Here is a 17,778-nt window from a genome sequence, read left to right on the forward strand (position 1 = left end):
ATCATACCACGGTAGGATTTGCACATAAAATCACAGGCAGAGGTGTCTCTGCAAAGCTTCTATTAACAGGGTTACGTCAATGGGTTTTGCAATATGGTCATTCATCCCGGCGCTGTATGCCTTTCCGATATCAGAGGTGAAAGCGTTGGCGGTCAGTGCAAGAATAGGAATATTTTTGGCATCTTCCCGGGCAAGGCCTCGAATTGCTTTTGTGGAATCATAACCGTTCATGACAGGCATCTGGATATCCATCAGGATTGCAGAATAGTATCCGGGCTTGGAGGCCTCGAACATCTCAAGAGCTCTCTGCCCGTTTTCAGCAGTGTCTATCAATAGTTCCTGCATCTTTAGCAGTTCAGTGGCAATTTCACGGTTCAGGGCGTTGTCCTCCACAAGCAGCACCCGTTTTCCGGCAAGCTTCGGATGAACGATCTCTGCCTGGGAAGCAGCCGTTTCCAGCCTGCCGCTGTTTAAAAATGTCTGCAGGACGTGAAGCATTTTGGATTTGAACAGCGGTTTCGTAATAAAGGCATCCGCGCCGGCGCTCAGAAATTCTGCTTCAATATCAGAATAATCATAGGCGGAGATAATGATAACAGGTACGTCTTCCCCCAGATTGCTGCGGATCGCTTTTAAGGTTTCCAATCCATCCATCTCCGGCATTTTCCAGTCCAGGATCACAGCAAAAAAGTCATCCCCGCTGCGGTGTGCATCTGAAGTGCATCGGACGGCCTCTGCGCCGGAGAGCACCCAGAAGCCCCGCATACCCAGTTCATTTAAAAGTGCAGTGGCACTTTCGCATACGATTTCATCGTCGTCTACGACAAGGACAGGCAGCCCCTCCAGTTCACTGTCACGGGGGATATCTTCATCAATCAGATCAAACTGCAGAGTAACGGTGAACTTGCTTCCTTTTTCTATCTGGCTTGCAGCTTCGATTGATCCATTCATCATTCGCACAATATTTTCCGTGATAGCAAGTCCAAGGCCGGTTCCCTGGATCTTGCTGATACGGGAATCCTCGGCCCGGGAAAACGGCTCAAAAATGAACGGAATGAAATCCTCCGACATCCCGATGCCATTGTCTGTTACGATAAATTCAAATTGCCCTTTTTTATCTGACAGGGACGGGATTTCTTTAATCCGCAGACTGACAGTGCCCTCGTCCGGCGTGTACTTTATGGCGTTTGAGAGGAGGTTCATGAGAACCTGCTGCAGCCGGTCTCCATCAGTAATAATCTTTTCATGCCGGACATCGCTGACACTGATTTTGAAATCCAGCTGTTTTTCTGTAATGAGAGGCCTGCAGATATCGGAAACATTCTGAATTAGCTCCGGTAGAGTTACCTCTTCCGGCTGCAGATCAATATTTCCACTCTCAATTTTAGACATGTCCAGTACTTCATTGATGAGGCTTAGCAGATGACGGCTGGATACATTGATCTTATTCAGGCAGTCACGGACCTTATCCCGCTCGTCGAGGTTGGCCTGGGCAATGGCAGCCATCCCCATGACGGCATTCATTGGTGTCCGGATGTCGTGTGACATAGTAGATAAGAAGTTGGTTTTCGCAGAATTGGCTACTTTGGCAGCCTGATATGCATCTTCCAGAGCTTTTCGCTGGCGTTCCTGCTCCCTTCTTTCTTTCGTTACGTCGATACATACGCTGTAAAAGGAAGGAATCCCGTCCCAGCTGCTTTTGGCGTCCGCGTAGTATAGTGTCAGTGTCTGCGTCTTCGTCTGGCCGCTGCGGGTAATAAAACGGGCCTCTGTAATCATGTTTCCGCCGGTATGCTGCATCTTCTTCAAGAGTGCGTGCAGCCGGTCCCTGTCATCAGGGTGTATGTAAGAACACTGGGAATGAAGTTCTGTTTCAAACTGTTCTTTTGTGTATCCGATAATATTTAAAAAATCGGCACCGTACCAGAGAACCGTGCTTAAATCCCTTGCGTCCAGGCGGGCGAAACCACCCGGGATCGTTCTGAGAAGCGTTTCCCTTTCCTGGTCTTTTTTCGCCAGCTTATATTCTGTACTGTACATATCATGGGAAAGCTCAATGCGTGCTTTATGCCCTTTCCAGTTAATAAGCCTGTTTTTAATCATAAAAGTACGTGTCAGAATTGGGTTATAGAATTCCCATTCATAAAATTCATCTGTACGCAGCTTATTATTTGTACAGAAGGGGCAGGGAGAAGTCCTTCCCTGGATTACTTCGTAACATTTACGGCCGATTATTTTTTCTCTTGGGGTCTTCAGGGTTTCAACTGCTATAGTATTCAGATATAGAAGCTCATATGTCTCCATATCACTGATGTAAATGTTACCCATATAGCTGTCCATCATCCATTCAAAATACTGCCCTTTTTCTTCACTCTGAGCGGCCAGGTCGCTGATATCTGTCAGGACGGCGGAAAAAATCGGGCTGTCTCCGACACTCTCCCCTGTAAAGTTCCCTGTCATGCGGCATCTGATCCCGCTGCTTTGCTTTAACGGAAGTGTGAAATCTACTGTAAACACAGATTCCTTTTTGTTGACTGCGTCAGCAGCAGAGCTTTGAATGTTGTTGAATTCTGTGATATGGTTTTTTAGATACAGTCGGAGGCTGGTGAAGCGGGACCGAAATTCTTTTCTCGTATATCCTGTGCTTTTGAAAAAGCTGTTGTTTGCATACAGCAGAGTCAAATCATTGTCTAATAAAAATCTGCATGCGCTGGAGCCGATGTTTTCCAGAAAAGCATCATATTTGCCGGCAATATCTACCGATGTAATTGCGGAAGGGTCTTTGACAGCCGGATCTCTTTCCAGTTCCATGATTTTATCTCCTTTATTAATAATAAATTCGTTTCGGGATTGTCTGCATCTTATGGATACCTGGCAGTACAGAACGTTTCAATATATCCATAAGGCTGGTTCATACTATGCTAGTTCATATTATATCTGAATAAATAAGGAAAAGCAATAGAGCAGCAGAGGTTATAGTGTCTGGCCGGACAGATCGGCGTAACAGTGCAGGCCTGCCTGAACCGCTGCAGACCGGCAGGGGTAAAGCTTTCGGAAGCGGGCAGGGTGTCTTGACGGACAGGAATATGCGGTATAGAATAGAAACAGTTTCATAAAAATCAGGGAAACGATTGAGGAAAGGATAAACAAAAGTTATGAAATATGATTTTACAACTATCATGGAACGGGCGGGACACGATGCGCTGGCAGTAGACACTATCCCAATGGAGGGCGTGGAGGTCAAGGAAGGATTTACACGGATTCCGATGTGGGTGGCCGATATGAATTTCCCTACGCTTCCGACGATCCTTGAAGCATTGGAGGACAGGCTGAAGCACCATCATTTTGGATATTTTGATATGCCGGATGTATATTATGACAGCATCATCAACTGGCAGAAAGACCGTTTTGGCGTAACGGGCATGACCCGGGAGGATATAGGCTATGAAAATGGAGTTCTGGGCTGTGTATCATCGGCGCTCCAGGCGTTTACTGCTCCGGGAGAAGCAGTGCTTATGCATGCCCCTGCCTACATTGGATTTACAAAAACCGTGGAAAGTATAGGAAGAAAACTTGTTCTGAGTGAATTAGTGCGCGGCAACGGCGGCGCATGGCGCATGGATCTGGAAGACATGGAAAGAAAGCTGCGTGATAACCACATTCACTGCGTGATCTTCTGTTCCCCGCATAATCCTACGGGCAGAGTCTGGGATAGGGAAGAGCTGGAACAGGTTATGGCTTTATTTCATAAATATGACTGTGTTGTGATATCGGATGAAATATGGGCAGACCTGACACTGCCGGGGCACACCCATATCCCGCTGCAGTCTGTATCTGAGGATGCCAGGGAGCGGACCATTGCCATCTATGCACCATCCAAGACATTTAACCTGGCAGGACTGATTGGCTCGTATCACGTGATTTATGCACCGTACCTGCGTGACCGCCTTGCAAAATATGCATCAGCTTCCCACTATAATTCCTGCAACGTCCTGTCCATGCATGCTCTGATCGGCGCTTACAAACAGGAGGGCAGAGAGTGGGTAGATGAACTCAGGACAGTGCTGGGGGAAAACGTCGATTATGCATACGAGTTTATTACCAGTCATTTTGAAGGAATATCCCTGGCAAAGCCACAGGGAACCTACATGCTGTTTCTGGATTGCGAAGCGTGGTGCAATAAGCATGAACAAACGCTGGATGATCTTTTAAAGGCGGGAGTTGAAGTCGGCGTCATATGGCAGGATGGAAGGCCATTCTATGGGAAATATTCTATCCGCGTCAATCTGGCACTTCCAAAAGTTCTGGTGGAAGAGGCTATGGAGAGACTGGCAAAATATGTGTTCATATGATTAGGCGTAAGTACAAAACGAAAAAAGGTGCAAATTAAAAACTACATCGGATTGAAAGACACCGGTGGCTGTCACCGCGCAATTCTGAGTAATTGCGCGGCTCGGGCTGCCTTAAATTCTGCTTGGGTGAGCAGTTAGTCTTTCAATCCGATGTGGTTTTTTTGAGAATAAGCATGCTCTTTGCCGCCGGAAGGGGGACGGTATACATTTCTATTGCTTTTGGGGTTGAAAAAAATAGTCAATCATGTATTCTTTAAGAAAGGACTGACCAGGTTAGTCAAAGCAATTTGTATTAGCCAAAATGATTGAAGAGCAGAGGAGGGACAGTATGAATGAAAAATTTTTCGCGCTTCCAGAGGAGAAGCAGGAGCGAATTATTAATGCAGCTATGGAGGTGTTTGGGAAGAATGAGTATAAAAGAGCTTCTACGGATTTGATTGCGGTAAAGGCCGGGATTTCGAAGGGCTTGCTTTTTTATTATTTTCATAATAAGAAAGAACTGTATATGTATGTCTATAATTTCCTGATTGAGATTATGAAGGATCAGATTGCGGATACGACTTTTCTGGAACTGACCGATTTTTTTGAACTGCTGCGCTATGCGGGCGCTGGAAAAGCAGTTATGCTTGAGAAGCATCCGTATATTCTGGATTTTGCTATGCGGGCTTTTTACTCGGAGAATGAGATTGTGTCGGATACATTAAAATCTTTCAATACCATGCAGGAAGAAGTGATGTACCAGATGTATTTTGGTCATATAGATACTTATAAATTCAAGGACAGCGTGGAGCCTTTTAAGGTCTATAAAATGCTCAGGTGGATGGGGGACGGTTATATTCATGACAAACAAATGGCCGGGAAGGCCATAGATATTAACGAATTGTTAAAAGAATTCAACGATTGGATGGATATGATGAAGAAGCTGGTGTATAAGGAGGAGTATCAGATTTAGGAAGGATGGGCAGGTAAAATTAAAAGAGATTAAAAGCAAATAAAAATTCTGCAAAGGGGTTGTAAAAAATAGTCAATCCGGTATTCTGATATTAAGGTTTGACTGAGAAAGTCAAACCTGTCCGGACAATTTATTGCAGCTAACAAGGAGGAATATCAGAATGAGTGTAATTGAGATCAGCCATATCACAAAGGATTATGGCAGGGGACGGGGCGTATTCGATGTCAGCTTCGACGTGAAACAGGGAGAAGTTCTTGGGTTTTTGGGGCCTAATGGGGCTGGAAAAACAACGACCATCCGTCAGTTAATGGGATTTATGAAACCGGACAGCGGAAAACTGTCGATCTTAGGGAAGGATTGTTTTAAAGAGGCTGACAAAATTCAGGAATATCTTGGTTATCTGCCAGGTGAAATTGCATTTATAGATTCTATGAGCGGGTTGGAGTTCATTCATTTTGTGGCCAGAATGAAAAAAATAAAAAACTTGGGGCGGGCTCAGGAGTTAATGGATATGTTTGAGCTGAATGCATCTGGTAAACTGAAAAAAATGTCTAAGGGGATGAAACAAAAAATAGGAATTGTCTGTGCTTTTATGCAGACAACATGCTCGCTTTACTTACTTGATGAACCTACATCTGGTTTGGATCCATTGATGCAGAATCGATTTGTAGAGCTGATTCTTGCAGAGAAGAAGGCCGGAAAAACGATCCTTATGTCTTCTCATATGTTTGAGGAAGTGGAACGTACATGTGACCGTGCTGCCATTATCCGTGACGGCAGATTAGTTGCTGTTGAGGAGATTGAAAAGCTCAAAGAAGGCCGCCAGAAGAATATCTCGGTTACTTTTAAAAATGCAGTTATGGCTGAAGCGTTTGCAGCAGAGTTTCCTAAAGTATCCTATGAGGCGGGAAACAGGACTGTGACAGCCAGAGTGGGAAGGAATTTAGATTCTTTCGTTAAAAAGGCAAGTGAATATTCCATTACGGATTTAGATGTGCAGACGCAGAGTCTGGAAGAATTCTTTATGCATTTTTACGGAGAAGGGAGTGCTAGATAATGAATGCAACGTTGTTTAAGAAAGAAATAAAATCCAACTGGCTATTGCTCGCAATTTTCCTTGTCGTGCTTAGTGTTTATGGGAGTATGATTACAATTATGTATGATCCGAAAATGGGTGACAGCTTAAAAATGATGGCGGAAAGCATGCCAGGAATCTTCTCGGCCTTCGGAATGAACAGTCCTGGTTCGACCCTGTTGCAGTTTGTTTCAAGTTATTTGTATGGCTGGCTTTTTATCGGTTTTCCTGGAGTATTTATTATTATTCTGACGAACAGGCTGTCAGCAAAATATGTAGACAATGGATCAATGGCATATTTGCTGGCTGCGCCGGTAAAACGCTGGAGGATTATGCTGACACAGGCAGTCTTCATGATTCTGTGCCTGGTTATTATGGTAGGATTTGCGACGGGGCTGATACTTGCTTTCAGTGAGGGAATGTTTCCGGGAGAAATGGAAATCAAAGCATTTCTGAGAGTAAATATAGGATTGCTGGGGCTGCTGATATTTTTAGGAGGCGTAGGGTTCTGTGCATCCTGTTTCTTTAACGAATCCAAATATTCCTTGTCAATCAGTACAGCAGTATTAGTATATTCCGTTTTGGTACAGATGCTTTCAAGAGTAGGGGATAAATTTGAAAATCTGAAATATGTAACTCCGCTGACATTATTTAATGTTGATGGATTGGGTGCCGGTGACAGTGAAGCCTGGATGACATGCATCATTTTGTATATAGCTGGGCTGGTGCTTATCGGGATTGGGATTGTACGGTTCAGTAAGCGTGATTTGCCGCTCTGATCATAAATATAGGAAAACAATACATGAAGCATGGGGAAAGGCATGACCGGAATTTCAATGGTCATGCCTTTTCAAATTACGGATACGAGCATGTCATTGCATGTGAGTAAAGAGAAAAAAACCTAAAACATTCCATCTTCCAAAACGGCTGGCCGTTCACATTCGGACAGAACCTCCTCAAACCGACCGCTCTCGCTGCTCGCTATCATCTGGCTGATGACATCAAGTACATGATATGCCATCTCCTTATTTGCCCGGTTTGGCCGGCCCTCGATGATAGCCGATGCCATCTCTGCCGGACCGATTCCTCTGCTATTTTCTGAAAATGCATCCGTATAATGGACGGCTTCTTTTGTTGTGGCCTCCCACTGTTTGCTGTCATTGGTCATAAGAATCACTTCCCCGCCAAACAGATTCGGATTAGTAAGCTTCAGAATACCCTCTGTGCCATATATCATAAATTCCGCCTGATCCTGCAAAATACTGTCGCCGTTTAATACAAAGGTACCAAATACACCATTCTTTAATTCCATAGCTGCAGCAGCCTGGCTTTCGTTGCGGTACTCATACTCCCGCCCGTAGCCCTGTGTTCCCGGACTCGTATTCTTTCTTTTTTCATTCTTGTTCCGCACAACCGCAGATACCCGCTTAACCGGACCTAAAAGGCTCACCAGAGCGGTCAGATAATAAACCCCGTAATCATGGCAGATTCCACCGCCCGGCATACACAGAAACGTTGCGAAACTCGCTATGACGTCGAGATTGCGGTTGGCGTGGATTTGGAAGGAGGTTACCTCGCCGATTGCACCTTCATCGATTGCCCGCCTGGCATTCTGCAGTGCGGACCCGAGGAATGTATCCGGCGCAGAGCCAAGATACAGGCCCTTCTCTTCCGATAATTGTATCAGTTCCTTAGCCTCCTCCAGGTCAACGGTCATTGTTTTTTCCGTATACACATGTTTTCCGTTAAGCAGAGCCTGGCGGATTAATTCATAGTGGGTCGGCGCAGGCGTCAGCACGACTACCATATCAATTGTTTCATCCTGCAGTATCTCCTCATAGCTGCAGGCCCGAATTCCATACTGAGCCGCCTTTTTTTGAGCTGACTCCAAATGTCTTGCCGTGCAGGCTGTGACCTCCAGGTTCGGGAACCGATGCATCATATTGGTCAGGTAAATATCGCTGATCGCACCGCAGCCTACCACAGCGGTCCGGATCTTTTTGCTGTTATTTGTTGCATAATTGTGGTTTGTTTTTTCGTTTGTTGAAACGCTCATTGTCCGCATTTTCCTTTCTACTTATGAATCATTCACAGGCTATAAACAGCAGGTTACTTATTTTACGATCTACTGGCTTTATTATAATGCCTGATGCGCAGTTTTAACAGTGTCATTTTGTTTTTTTGCCGGTAACCAGGCGGACAGAGTTCTTATAAACGCAGCATTGTTTGTGCTGGCGGCAATGAATTCCAGGAATGCGAAAAAGAAAAAAGGAGGCATATTAAAAAAAAATGATCTGCACACCGAAATTTAACCGGTATTGCATAAGATTCGGTTTACAATTCTCCCTAAATGTTGTAATATATAACCATAAACGGATGCTGCGGAGGAGGAAGGGTTATGACGATTCAGGAGATGAAGCAGAAGAAGAAGGAGAAAGGTTATACGTATGCACAGATTGCAGAATTGTCCGGTGTTCCGCTGGGTACCGTACAAAAGATATTTAACGGGGAGACGGAGAATCCGAGATATGCGACGATTCTTGCGCTTGAGAATGTGTTTAAAGAGCCGGCAGTGGTGAGGGAAGCCTCTGCGTACCACGCAGGAAGTGAGCCGGGAATGTACACGGTAGACGATTACCGCGCACTTCCGGACGATCAGAGAGTGGAACTGATAGATGGTTACTTTTATGATATGGCAGCGCCGAATACATTTCATCAGCTGATTGCAGGAGAGCTATACAGGCAGATTGCAAATTATATAGTGGAGCAGGACGGAGAATGCACACCGTTCATTTCGCCTGTAGATGTACAGCTGGATAATGACGAAAAGACGATGCTCCAGCCGGATATTGCAATTGTCTGTAATCCGGGGCAGATTGTGAGACGCAATATCATGGGAGCTCCGGATTTTGTGCTGGAAGTCATTTCACCGGGTTCCAGGCGAAAGGACTATATTATAAAACTTCATAAATATGAAGACGCCGGAGTTCGGGAATACTGGCTGGTAGATCCGAATCAGAAAGTGGTGCTGGTGTACTTTTTTGAAGACGAAGCCTGCCCGATTATTTATCCGATTGATGCGGACATACCGGTTCATATTTTTGACGGGAAACTGGTTTTGAAGATGTGCCGTATTGCAAAGTGGGCTGAACAAGAATAATACGGCGGAGAAGGAGGAATACAATATGGAGAAGAAGGAACATGAGGTGGAGAAGAAGCGCTGCTTCTGGGTGGATTTATCATCACCTATTTATATAGAATACCATGATAAGGAATGGGGCATACCGGTGTACGACGATGAGAAGCTCTACGAGATGTTTTTATTGGAAACATTTCAGGCAGGGCTTTCATGGATTACCATTTTAAAGAAAAGGGAATTTTTCAGGGAGGCTTTTGATGGCTTTGACGTTAAAAAGATTGCGGCTTATGGAACGGAAAAAGTGGAGGAGCTGATGCAGAACCCGCAGATTATAAGGAACCGGGGAAAGATAACAGCGGCGGTTCATAATGCAACGATTTTTATGGACATACAGAAGGAATACGGATCTTTTTCCGGATATCTGTGGGGATTTACGGATGGAAAGATCATCATCAATCAGGCAGATACAATTCCTGTAAAGACGGAGCTGTCAGACCGTATATCAAAGGATTTGAAGAAAAGAGGCATGCGGTACGTGGGCTCTGTAACCATATACTCGTACTTACAGGCGGTGGGTGTGGTGAATGACCATGATAAAAACTGCTTTTGTAAAAATGGATAGTTGAATGATCTTTCAATTACATAGTAACTTTTGGAAGATAACATAATAAGGCGCTTTGAGTCCTTATTGCAATTTTTGACAATATAGTGCTCTGATTTTTGCAGATACTAAATATGCAACACTAGTATTTACAAGAAAGGAGATAATTATGTCAGAAACACAGCTTGCAATTGCAACCATCCCTATGCAGCAATGGGGAGAATTATATGATGACAAAGATGCATTGGATATTGGTACCATTTTTAAAGATTTGAACAAACCTTTTTTTGCGGCAAGTATCGTAATGGATCACCATACTTCTGATTCCGAAAAGCCGGAAGAAAAGAAGTCAGATGAGCAGATCAAAAGAGAGGACATGATGAGAAAGATTGCCCAGGTCAGCTTTGTATTAGATGACCTGACGCTTTATCTGGACACTCACGAAGAGCAGGAGGAAGCAAAAGAACTATATCAAGAAAAACTAAAGGAACGGGAAATGCTTCTGAAGGAATATGCATCCGCATTCAATCCGCTGACGCGCTGCCAGATCGCAGACTGCGGCAGCCATGATGACAGATTCTGCTGGCAAAAGGGACCGATGCCGTGGGAAGGAGGGTGTGTATAAATGTGGTATTATGAGAAAAGATTACAATTTCCGGTTAAAATTACAAAAACCTGCCCCAAAACTGCACAGATGATTATCAGCCAGTACGGCGGGCCGGACGGCGAACTTTCTGCGTCCATGCGTTATCTTGCACAGAGATACACCATGCCTGTGAAGTCAGTTGGCGGCCTCTTGACAGATATCGGTACGGAGGAGCTTGCTCATATGGAGATTATCTGCTCCATGGTGTACCAGCTTACAAAGAACCTGACAATTGAAGAAGCCAAGACGGCAGGGTTTGATGCTTACTATATTGATCACACCACCGCACTATGGCCGCAGGCCGCAGCTGCAGTACCTTTTACAGCGCTTGAATTCCAGTCCAAGGGGGACGCCATTGCTGACTTAACGGAAGACCTTGCTGCGGAACAGAAGGCGCGTACGGTTTATGACAACCTGCTAAGGATGATCCCGGATGCGGAGATCAGGGAACCGCTGAAGTTCCTGAGAAGCAGGGAGATCGTCCATTTCCAGAGATTCGGAGAGGCACTGGAAAAGACAAAAGAGCAGTTAGACAGTAAGAATTTCTACTACTTTAATCCGGAGTTTGATAAAGAAATGTTTCATGGAGAATTGTAGAATTTAAATGAGAGTATAATTTGGTGAATTGATAAGTATTGAATGAGATTATAAACGAGTTTAAATGAATGATCTGATTTAAAAACCTGAAGACCACATGATATAAACAAATGTGGCCTTTAGGTTTTTTTCGTTATCATTCATTATCTCCAAAGGCGCTGCTGAATCTCACTCTTCAGAAATAACTTGCTCTTAGCATCCACTTTTACTGGATGCAGCTTCCCCCGTTTTACCAGATCCTCTATATTCTGCCTCGAACATTCCAGTAATTCGGAAGCTTGTGTTGTATTTACTGTTCGGGAAGAAACAAAGCTTCGGAAATCATTGATAGAAAGGGGAATACTTTCTCCTGTTTCATATAATTTTTTATCAGAGACAGATAGATGCTCCCCCCAGCAAACTCCATATCCTCCGGTTTGAATGCATACTTTTTTAAAAAGCTCGTCATTCTTCATGATCGAAGCAAAGCGTGCATTATAGGAAAGCAGGCGTTTCATATTACATTTCCGTACATTGCCATTCCGAAAAAAACTAAAAGCTTTGAACCTTCTAAAGGAACTACATCTTCTATTTTTATCTGGTACCTCATATGGAACTGTTCATTTAACACCTTACTGCAGAGCGGGACCAAATAGTAACTATCCTGGGCGCATCTACCCTCACCCAGCATAAGAAGTTCATACTCGTTGTAGGTTTCAAGGCCATTAGTTTTTAAAATCTGTCCGAGGTTTTGACGATCCTGAGGCACAATTCGCTGCTGTACCCATAGCTTGCTCCAAAATGCATTTACAGTGAATTCCCCTCGTCTTACGAAAGAATCCAGCAGCAGTGGAACTTCCCATGGGTCAGCATTTTCAGGAAGTTCAATATAAAATTTCTTTTCTCTTTCATAATAGATCAAATACGCAAGAGTTTTAAGCTGTTTGTCTTCTTCATCTTTGATTGCAAAAACTTTCATAATATTGCCACCTCTTCCAAATCATTTCCCACACTTTCTCCTGCCAAACCATAGGCATAACTGAATCAATACCTTCAAACAAGCTTTCTTTATCTTTCTCCTGCAGCCTGCTTAAATGCGGATGTTGATTAGCAGGTATTAATTTTAAATTATCCATTGCAGATCTGGATCCAACAAAACATTGGACAGGTCTATCTTGCATGACATCAAACGATATCATCTCATTTTCTTCATGACATTGAAAAATGAAAGAAAGACCATGGTCGAATAGCGGGGCTAATTTTAATGTCCTCGTTTTATTATTTCTCAAAACCTCCATGTTTGCTCCATGCCGGTCTCTATTCAAAATAAGAAAGTCAACAATGAGCATTCTGTAAATGTATTCCTCCCATCCATTTCTTCTACAAAAGTCAAGCGGATTTTCATTATCATTTCTCTCTGCCTGATAGTAAGCATCCAGAGCGATCTAATTCCTCGGTTTTGGTAACTATATCATGTTTATTGTGAAATAATAAACTTAACACTTTTACTTGTCGTATGTCAAGTAGGTAATGTGCAATAAAAGACTTAAACGAAGAAGAATATTAGTATAAGTTCAGATAGGTCAGGGCATTCACCGCAATATATGCCCTGACAGCCGCATTCGCAGTCAACTGCAGAATAAAGTACGCCTCAAAGGGGCATATTAACCGCAGATGGGAGGGCAAATCTATATGAATCATTTAAAATACGAAAAATCCCCATATCTATTACAGCATGCCGAAAATCCGGTGGACTGGTATCCCTGGGGCAAAGAAGCGTTTGATAAAGCAAAAGCAGAGGATCGTCCTGTTTTTTTAAGCATTGGATATTCCACCTGCCACTGGTGTCATGTTATGGCTCATGAATCTTTTGAAGACGATCAGGTTGCGGAAGTATTAAACAATCATTATGTCTGTATTAAAGTTGACAGGGAAGAGCGTCCCGACATAGATTCGGTATATATGGCGGCCTGCCAGGCAGTAACCGGAGCGGGGGGATGGCCTCTCACGGCGATTCTGGCGCCTGACCAAAAGCCGTTTTTTCTGGGAACTTATTTTCCGACATATCCGCGCTACGGGCATCCGGGGCTCATTGAAGTACTGCAGAAAATCAGCCGGCTCTGGAGAGAGGACAGGGAGCGGCTTTTGGAGACCGGGCAGCAGATTACAGAGTTTATTGCAATTTCAGACTGCGAGGAAGGGAGCGCCCCGGACAAAAGGATTCTAAAAAAAGCGGTAGACCTATATAGACAGCAGTTTGACAGACTGTGGGGCGGCTTTGGTAATGCGCCTAAATTTCCGGCTTCCCATAACCTGCTCTTCCTTCTGCATTATGGCAGTTTAGAGAACGACAGAATGGCTATGGAAATGGCAGAGCACACACTGGACGCAATGGCGCGCGGCGGTATGAATGACCAGATCGGCGGAGGTTTTTCAAGGTATTCTACGGATGAAAGATGGCTGGTGCCTCATTTTGAAAAAATGCTTTACGACAATGCCCTCCTTGCGATTGCATATCTGGATGCCTTCCATATAACGAAGAAAAAGGATTACGGTGATACTGCCGGAAGAACTCTGGATTATGTATTAAAGGAACTGACTGGACCCAAAGGGCAGTTTTACTGCGGGCAGGATGCAGACAGTGAGGGGATCGAAGGAAAATATTACTTTTTCACTCCGGATGAGGTTCTGAAGGTTTTAGGCGGTGAGGACGGAGAGGAATTCTGCCTCATCTACGACATTACTGCCAGCGGGAATTTTGAAGGCAGCAGTATCCCAAATCTGATCGGGCAAAAGGGAAGTGCGTGGCCGGCAGATGATATTCGGCTGAAAAAACTGTATGATTACCGGAAAAACCGCACTGCACTGCACAGAGACGACAAAGTTATCCTGTCATGGAACAGCTGGATGATAATTGCGATGGCAAAAGCCGCGCAGATATTGGATGATGCCCGCTTCCAAAATGCCGCCGAAGATACGTACCGGTTTATCCGGGAATCTATGACAGACAGCAGCAGAAGACTTTTTCACCGATGGCGGGAGGGGGAGGCCGCTATAGCAGGGCAGCTGGATGACTATGCGGTCTATGGGCTGGCGCTTCTGGAATTGTACCGTATGACCTATGAACCAATATACCTGGAAGAGGCGGAATTTTTCGCACGCCAAATGACAGAATTGTTTGAAGACAAAGAAAATGGCGGATACTTTCTGACCGCATCGGATGCGGAAACTTTGATAACCCGTCCAAAAGAAACTTATGACGGCGCGATCCCATCCGGAAATTCGTCAGCAGCGGTGTTATTGAGCCAGTTGGCACAGTATTCATGTGATTCGTTCTGGCAGGAAGCCCTGGAGCGGCAGATTCATTTTCTTACCGGTGCTGCAAAAGGATATCCTTCCGGGCACAGCTTTGGACTGCAGGCTCTTTTGAGGGCTCTTTATCCGTCACAGGAACTCATCTGCACCACATCGGGGGACAGGGTGCCGGAGACATTAAAAGAACACTTATTGAAAGAACCTGCATTTAACCGCTCGGTTATTGTAAAGACCAGCAATAACCAGGCCGAATTAGAAAAAATAATACCGTATGTAAAAGAATATCCGATACCTGAGGAGGGCGCGATGTATTATCTGTGCCAGAATGGAAGGTGCAGGGCTCCTGTCAGGGATTTAGTCGGCAAGCTTTAGACTTGTCGACGGATGGGGACGCCAAGCGAACCATAAGCGGCAAGCCCTTTGGCCTGTATGGTCGGTTTAAAATCCTGACCGCTTAACGAAGAAGCTCTAAGAGACCTGGAGGCACCCGGAAGGGCACATCCGGCATGCGCTGAAAAAATTGATATTTTTTCAGCACAGGCCGGATTGAAAATTGATTTCGGAGAATCAATTTTCATCCCTTCCGGGTGCCTCCAGCTCTCTAAGAGCTTCTAATCGTCCGCTATAAGGCGTTTTAAACCGACCATACAGGCCAAAGGGCTTGCCGCTTACGGTCCGCTTGGCTGGTTCATCCGGTCGGTAGTAAAGAATTCGCCCCCAGAGTGGAACCCGAGACGGGGGAGGCGGATGGAATTGGCTTTGCGCGTCTTTTCATCTTCCAGATGTGTAATTAATTAGTTTGATACTGCAAGTCGTATCCCCTTAGTTTTTATACACCTACTGGATATATAGAATTGATATTACTTCTATATCCTTATCAGATATACAAAGGAAAGGGAATCTAAAACTAACATTGCTATAAACGAACCACCAATTCTATCCCATCCGCTGCAACCGTACGAGGCTCCCTCCGGGGAACGAGCTCTTAACCACCGTCTGGATGCAACAGGGAATGACGAGGGGAGTCCAAAACCTGCCGGGGCAATGTCTGCTGGTGAAAAGTCCATAAAGCGAGCGATTAGAAGCTGTTGAAGAAAACAAAACGGGAAGGGAGGGCAGAATTTGCCTTACCAGGCAGATTCTGGTGCCGCCTGCGGCGCGAATGCATCGGCATTCGGGACAAATGCGGCACGTACCTCCCTTCCCGTTTTGTTTTCTTCTACAGCTTCTTCGCGCAGTGTCAGGACATTTCACCAGCAGACATTGCCCCGGCAGGTTTTGGACTCCCCTCGTCATTCGCGTCCGGCGTCCGTCAACGAGTCTAAAGCTCGTTAACTATATCCCGATTATGTGTGTTATATGATAGTAAAATTTGGATGATTATGCTATTCTTATTATACAGCCGCAATGAAATATGGTGTACAGTATGGAGGTAAGGCATATGATTTATAACGAGTTGGGGAAAACAGGGAAAAAGGTAAGCGCGATTGGCCTTGGATGTGAGCATCTTGACGGAAAGCCATATGAGCAGGTCAAAGAGGTCATTGATGCTGCTATTGAAAACGGAATCAATCTCTTTGATGTGTTTATGCCTGGCAGGGAGGTACGAGAAAATATTGCCAAGGCTCTTGGCAGCAGGCGTGATCAGGTTATGATCCAGGGGCACATCGGATCCACGGACATTCATGAGCAGTATGATGTAAGCCGTGATCTGCCCTCAGTGAAAAAGTATTTTGAGGAGATGCTTGGCATCTTCGGATACATAGATTTTGGGATGATGTTTTTTATAGACACGGAAAAAGATTACAAGGATGTATTTGAGACGGATTTCGTCGATTATGTACTCCGCCTGAAAGAGCAGGGAGATATCAGGCATATTGGGTTCAGCTCCCACAATCCGATCACAGCGGCGAAAGTCATCAGCACAGGGGTGCCGGATATGATGATGTTCAGCATCAATCCTGCTTTTGATATGCTGCCGTCAGAAGAATATATATTCGACCATATAGAAACCGATATGGGAGTCAAGCTTTACCGGGGCCTGGATCCGAAGAGGGCGGAACTTTACCGGATCTGCAGCGCAAATCAGGTGGGAATAACAGTCATGAAATCCCTGGGCGGCGGAAAGCTGATCTCGGAAGAGCATTCTCCGTTTGCAAAACCGTTAACGGTACCTCAGTGCATCCACTATGCATTATCAAGGCCTTCAGTGGCAAGTGTCATGGTCGGAGCGCAGACCAGAGAAGAGGTGCAAAGTGCAGTCGGTTATTTTGACATGGATGAAGCAGATAAAGATTATTCCCAGGTCATTGCGACGATGAAAAATGATTTCCAGGGCAATTGCGTGTACTGCGGCCATTGTCATCCATGTCCGGTGGAAATTGACATTGCTGCGGTGAACAAATACCTGGATATCGCGCGCCTTACACCAAATCAGGTGCCTCCGTCTGTCAGGTCGCATTATCACAGCCTGCTGCACAGGGGAGATGAGTGTATTGGGTGCAGAAGCTGTGAGGAACGGTGTCCTTTTGGGGTGTCTGTGGTTGAAAATATGAAAGAAGCAGACCGGCTTTTTGGTGAATAGTGTTGAAGCGGGCTTGCCCGCTATGTTCATAATCAATTATAAAATGCAGGATATCCTTTCTTTTAGATATCCTGCATTTTTTGGAAATAAGATTGGCTTTACGGAACACGAACCTGAAGTTCTGAGAAAGGAAGGCAAGATGATCGACGTTTATTATATTGAAGATGATGAAAATATCGCGCAGACAGTGAAAGCATATTTGGAACAGCACAATTGCAGTGTATCCGTTTTCACAACAATAGCAGAAGCAAAGAAGGCGATTACCAATAATCTGCCTGCAATTGCCCTGGTTGACTGGAATATGCCGGATGGGGATGGCGACAGGTTCTGCCGGTGGATCCGCTCCAGATGGCAGGAGCTTCCGGTGGTTTTCCTGACCGTCCGCAGCGGTTCCAGCGACATCGTATCCGGATTCCAAAATGGTGCGGATGATTATGTTGTGAAGCCCTTTGAACTTGAAGTATAATGGTCTCATAAATTAAGACACTTTTTCGGACAGATTTTAATGAATCTGATATACTAAAATCAGTATGAAAGA

General features: G+C 44.8%; 17 protein-coding genes. 11 read left to right on the forward strand and 6 right to left on the reverse strand.

Annotated elements, in window-relative coordinates; genetic code table 11:
• Positions 1–30: 30 nt before the first annotated feature.
• Entirely contained in the window at positions 31–2,811 is a 2,781-nt protein-coding gene (locus GKG43_RS16040; RefSeq protein ID WP_083487122.1) for a response regulator, read from the reverse strand.
• A gap of 344 nt (positions 2,812–3,155) precedes the next feature.
• Between GKG43_RS16040 and GKG43_RS16045 the strand changes: the two genes are divergently transcribed.
• The 4 genes from GKG43_RS16045 (at position 3,156) to GKG43_RS16060 (ending at position 7,158) form a co-directional block, all read left to right on the forward strand.
• The gene (locus GKG43_RS16045) at positions 3,156–4,352 is read left to right on the forward strand and encodes an aminotransferase class I/II-fold pyridoxal phosphate-dependent enzyme (protein WP_050638799.1); all 1,197 of its coding nucleotides are present in this window, start codon (positions 3,156–3,158) and stop codon (positions 4,350–4,352) included.
• 328 nt (positions 4,353–4,680) lie between these two features.
• Positions 4,681–5,304 (forward strand): TetR/AcrR family transcriptional regulator, encoded by a 624-nt coding sequence (locus GKG43_RS16050; protein WP_050638798.1) that lies wholly within the window; start codon positions 4,681–4,683, stop codon positions 5,302–5,304.
• 160 nt (positions 5,305–5,464) lie between these two features.
• On the forward strand, positions 5,465–6,361 hold the full coding sequence (locus tag GKG43_RS16055; protein ID WP_055154289.1) for an ABC transporter ATP-binding protein: 897 nt from the start codon (positions 5,465–5,467) through the stop codon (positions 6,359–6,361).
• On the forward strand, positions 6,361–7,158 hold the full coding sequence (locus GKG43_RS16060; RefSeq protein ID WP_154253344.1) for an ABC transporter permease subunit: 798 nt from the start codon (positions 6,361–6,363) through the stop codon (positions 7,156–7,158). The genes GKG43_RS16055 and GKG43_RS16060 overlap by 1 nt, the downstream gene beginning before the upstream one ends.
• 122 nt (positions 7,159–7,280) lie before the next feature.
• Here GKG43_RS16060 and GKG43_RS16065 read toward each other — a convergent pair whose 3' ends face one another.
• Positions 7,281–8,435: a Gfo/Idh/MocA family oxidoreductase gene (locus GKG43_RS16065; RefSeq protein ID WP_050638795.1), complete on the reverse strand. Its 1,155-nt coding sequence runs from the start codon at positions 8,433–8,435 to the stop codon at positions 7,281–7,283.
• Between the two features lie 342 nt (positions 8,436–8,777).
• On the opposite strand from GKG43_RS16065, the gene GKG43_RS16070 reads away from it, so the two are divergent.
• The 4 genes from GKG43_RS16070 to GKG43_RS16085 all read left to right on the forward strand — a co-directional run bounded on the left by GKG43_RS16070 (position 8,778) and on the right by GKG43_RS16085 (position 11,362).
• Positions 8,778–9,539, forward strand: a complete 762-nt coding sequence (locus GKG43_RS16070) for a Uma2 family endonuclease (protein WP_055154283.1) — start codon at positions 8,778–8,780, stop codon at positions 9,537–9,539.
• Between the two features lie 25 nt (positions 9,540–9,564).
• Positions 9,565–10,140, forward strand: a complete 576-nt coding sequence (locus GKG43_RS16075; RefSeq protein WP_154253345.1) for a DNA-3-methyladenine glycosylase I — start codon at positions 9,565–9,567, stop codon at positions 10,138–10,140.
• Between the two features lie 148 nt (positions 10,141–10,288).
• Complete coding sequence (locus GKG43_RS16080; RefSeq protein WP_055154281.1) at positions 10,289–10,744, forward strand: spore coat protein CotJB; 456 nt, start codon at positions 10,289–10,291, stop codon at positions 10,742–10,744.
• On the forward strand, positions 10,745–11,362 hold the full coding sequence (locus tag GKG43_RS16085) for a manganese catalase family protein (RefSeq protein ID WP_050638793.1): 618 nt from the start codon (positions 10,745–10,747) through the stop codon (positions 11,360–11,362).
• Between the two features lie 143 nt (positions 11,363–11,505).
• Here the strand turns inward: GKG43_RS16085 and GKG43_RS16090 are convergent, their stop codons facing one another.
• Genes GKG43_RS16090 through GKG43_RS16100 form a run of 3 tightly spaced genes read right to left on the reverse strand, consistent with a single transcriptional unit; the run spans position 11,506 to position 12,639 of the window.
• Entirely contained in the window at positions 11,506–11,859 is a 354-nt protein-coding gene (locus GKG43_RS16090) for a helix-turn-helix domain-containing protein (protein WP_129879346.1), read from the reverse strand.
• A complete protein-coding gene (locus GKG43_RS16095; RefSeq protein WP_055154279.1) occupies positions 11,856–12,320 on the reverse strand; it encodes a hypothetical protein in 465 nt (154 codons plus the stop codon). The genes GKG43_RS16090 and GKG43_RS16095 overlap by 4 nt, the downstream gene beginning before the upstream one ends.
• Positions 12,295–12,639 (reverse strand): hypothetical protein, encoded by a 345-nt coding sequence (locus GKG43_RS16100; RefSeq protein WP_129879348.1) that lies wholly within the window; start codon positions 12,637–12,639, stop codon positions 12,295–12,297. Before GKG43_RS16100 ends, GKG43_RS16095 begins: the two co-directional genes overlap by 26 nt.
• Before the next feature lie 394 nt (positions 12,640–13,033).
• Here GKG43_RS16100 and GKG43_RS16105 point away from each other — a divergent pair, with 394 nt between their 5' ends.
• Entirely contained in the window at positions 13,034–15,028 is a 1,995-nt protein-coding gene (locus GKG43_RS16105) for a thioredoxin domain-containing protein (protein WP_242857618.1), read from the forward strand.
• On the opposite strand, the gene GKG43_RS16110 is transcribed toward GKG43_RS16105, so the two are convergent.
• Positions 15,025–15,234: a hypothetical protein gene (locus tag GKG43_RS16110; protein ID WP_055154273.1), complete on the reverse strand. Its 210-nt coding sequence runs from the start codon at positions 15,232–15,234 to the stop codon at positions 15,025–15,027. The two genes, GKG43_RS16105 and GKG43_RS16110, sit on opposite strands and share 4 nt — an antisense overlap.
• A gap of 863 nt (positions 15,235–16,097) precedes the next feature.
• Between GKG43_RS16110 and GKG43_RS16115 the strand changes: the two genes are divergently transcribed.
• Positions 16,098–17,240 (forward strand): aldo/keto reductase, encoded by a 1,143-nt coding sequence (locus GKG43_RS16115; protein ID WP_055154270.1) that lies wholly within the window; start codon positions 16,098–16,100, stop codon positions 17,238–17,240.
• Positions 17,241–17,262: 22 nt separating this feature from the next.
• Positions 17,263–17,706: a response regulator gene (locus GKG43_RS16120; RefSeq protein WP_347562075.1), complete on the forward strand. Its 444-nt coding sequence runs from the start codon at positions 17,263–17,265 to the stop codon at positions 17,704–17,706.
• Positions 17,707–17,778: the final 72 nt, after the last annotated feature.

Origin of the sequence: Eubacterium sp. BIOML-A2 (genome assembly GCF_009680135.1) — a bacterium.
Lineage (GTDB): Bacteria > Bacillota > Clostridia > Lachnospirales > Lachnospiraceae > Faecalicatena > Faecalicatena contortus_B.